This window comes from Streptomyces sp. SPB074 (assembly GCF_000154905.1).
Lineage (GTDB): Bacteria > Actinomycetota > Actinomycetes > Streptomycetales > Streptomycetaceae > Streptomyces.
Genome location: NZ_GG770539.1, coordinates 243,192 through 245,921, shown reverse-complemented (window position 1 = coordinate 245,921; position 2,730 = coordinate 243,192). Strand labels below are relative to the sequence as shown.

The window sequence follows — 2,730 nt, the reverse complement described above, 5'->3', positions numbered from 1 at the left end:
GCGGTGCCCCGCGACACGGCGGCACCTGCTGGCGATGGCGACCGGGGCCGTCGAGGTGTTCGAGTGCGGCGAGGGCCCGGCGGTGCTCCTGCTGCCGCCGTTCAACATCGGCGCCGGCGTCTTCGCCGACCAGGTCGCCGCCCTCTCCGGACGCCACCGGGTGCTCGCCGTCCACCATCCGGGCGTCGGCGCCACCACCAGCGCCGACGACATCTCGCTGCCCGGCATCGCCGAGCTGTACCTCCAGGTCCTGGACCGGCTCGGCGTGGCGGGGCCCGTGCACGTGGTCGGCACCTCCTTCGGCGGGCTCCTCGCGCAGAGCTTCGTCCTCGCCCACCCCGAGCGCGCCGCGTCGCTGACCCTGCTGTGCAGCTCGTACCGGTACGCGAACCGGGTGGGCGAGGTGAACCGTCTGGAGGACCTGGTCGCCGAGGACCTCGACCGGGTCGTCGCGGCGGGCGCCGAGGAGGTGGCGCGGCGCCGGACGGAGTACACGGAGCGGCTGCTGCGCTGCGAGAGCATGGCCCCGCACATCGGGCTGCGCTACCTGGACGTCTTCGCCCAGCAGCCCGACCTCCTCGGACGGCTCGGCGACATCGCGGTGCCGACCCTCGTGGTGGCGGGCGGCGTCGACGCCGTCGTTCCGCGCAAGACCTCGCACCTGATGCACGGCGCCATACCCGACGCCCGCTACCACGAACTGCCGCGGGCCGGGCACTTCCCGACGGTCACCGACCCCGACGGGGTGACCGCGGCGCTGAGCGCGTTCCTCACCGAGCTGGGGGAGGAGCGATGAGCGCGTACGGGATCGAGGCGCTGGACGTGTACGCGGGCAGTGCCGCCGTCAGCGCGCGCGCCGTGTTCGACGGCCGCGGCCTCGACCCGCGCCGCTTCGACAACGTCGCCTCCGACCGGCGCGCGGTGGCGCTGCCCTTCGAGGACCCGGTGACGCACGCCGTCAACGCCGCCCGCCCCCTGCTGGAACGGATACCGGCCGACGAGCGCGCGCGGATCGAACTCCTCGTCACCACCAGCGAGTCCGGCATCGACTACAGCAAGTCCATCGCCTCCTACGTGCACGAGCAGCTCGGCCTGCCGCCGAGCTGCCGGCTGCTGGAGATGAAGCAGGCGTGCTACGCGGCGACCGCCGCGCTGCAACTCGCCGTCGCCTACCTGGCCGCCGGGATCTCGCCCGGCGCGAAGGTACTGATCATCTCCACCGACATGTCCCTCGCGGACGAGCGCGCCCAGTACGCCGAGCCGGTCACCGGCACCGGGGCCGTGGCCCTGCTCGTCGGCGACCGGCCCCGGGTCCTCACCGCTGACCTGGGCGCGTTCGGCGTGCACAGCTTCGAGACCCTGGACTCCGCCCGGCCAGGGCCCGACCTCGACATCGCGGACGCCGACCGGTCGCTCATGGCCTACCTGGAGTGCTTCTCCCGCAGCTTCGCCGACTACCGCTCCCGGGTGGAGGACGCCGACTTCCTGACCACCTTCGACCTGCTCGCCCTGCACACCCCCTTCTCCGGCATGGTCAGGGCCGCGCACCGCAGGCTGCTGCGCGAGCTGTACCGCAGCCCCGCCGACGCGGTGGCCGAGGACTTCGAGCGCCGGGTCGCGCCCTCCCTGGTCCACCCCGGGCAGACCGGCAACCTCTTCTCCGGCTCGCTCTACCTCGCGCTCGCCAGCGCCCTCGACCACACCCCGCTCGACGGGCCCGCCCGCGTCGGCCTCTTCTCCTACGGCTCCGGCTGCTCCTCGGAGTTCTTCAGCGGCGTCGTCGGCCCCGACGCCGCCGCCGCCGTCGCCGAGGCCCGCATCGGGCCGCGGCTGCGCGCCCGCGCGGACCTCGGCTTCAGCGAGTACACCGCGCTGCTCGCGGAGAACAGCGCCTGCCTGCGTCCCGCCGCGCACCGCGACATCGACCCCGGCCGCTACGACGCGCTCCTGCGCCGCGCCGCCGACCGACCCGAACTGCTCGCCCTGACCGGCGTGCGCGACCACCACCGCCAGTACGCGTGGATCTGACGAACCGGAGGTACTCCCCGTGAACGCATCGCCCGAGAACGCCCCCAGCGCCGACGAGCGGGTCCTGGCCGTGCTGCGGCGCACGACCCTGGAGATCGTGCCGGAGGTCGCGCCAAACTCGTTCACGCCCGAGCGGACCCTGTCCGACCTGGGCTGCAACAGCATCGACCGCGCCGAGATCGTCACCCTGACGATGGAGGAGCTGGACATCGCGGTGCCCGTGCACGAGTTCCACCAGGGCATGGACATCGGGACGCTGGCCGCCCTCATGCGGAAGCAGCTGTGAGCGAATCCGCCGCAGCGGGACGCGCGGTGGGGGTGACCGGTCTCGGCGTGCTCGGGGCCGCCGCGAGCGGCCCCGGGGACCTGGCCCTCGCGCTGCGCTCGGGACGGTGCGCCCTGACCGCCCCGGCACCGCCCCCCGACGCCGGGACGCCCGGCGTGTCCTGGCCCGCCTTCACGGCCGAGCTGACGGCGGACGACGTACCCGACGCGGCCCTGGACGCGCTGCCCGGGCTGCCGGACGACCTGCGCGCCGCGGCCCGGCGGACCACGCGGCGGGCCCCGGTCCCGGTCCGGGCCGCCACCGCCGCCGCCCTCCAGGCGTGGCTGGGGGCCGGGCTCGACCGTACGGCGCCGCCCCCCGGGCGTATCGGCGTCGTCGTGGCCGGCAACAACCTGACGGAGCGGGTCACCGAGGAC

General features: G+C 74.8%; 3 protein-coding genes and 1 pseudogene. All 4 read left to right on the top strand.

Annotated elements, in window-relative coordinates; all coding sequences use genetic code 11:
• Positions 1 to 796: alpha/beta fold hydrolase (locus SSBG_RS01095; protein WP_234010301.1), on the top strand; the 796-nt coding region annotated here is incomplete at its 5' end.
• A complete protein-coding gene (locus SSBG_RS01090) occupies positions 793 to 2,028 on the top strand; it encodes a hydroxymethylglutaryl-CoA synthase family protein (RefSeq protein ID WP_008744393.1) in 1,236 nt (411 codons plus the stop codon). The genes SSBG_RS01095 and SSBG_RS01090, both read left to right, overlap by 4 nt.
• Before the next feature lie 19 nt (positions 2,029 to 2,047).
• On the top strand, positions 2,048 to 2,314 hold the full coding sequence (locus SSBG_RS01085) for a phosphopantetheine-binding protein (RefSeq protein ID WP_008744392.1): 267 nt from the start codon (positions 2,048 to 2,050) through the stop codon (positions 2,312 to 2,314).
• Positions 2,311 to 2,730 (top strand): annotated as a pseudogene (locus SSBG_RS01080) (hypothetical protein); the annotation flags it as partial. The gene SSBG_RS01085 and the pseudogene SSBG_RS01080, both read left to right, overlap by 4 nt.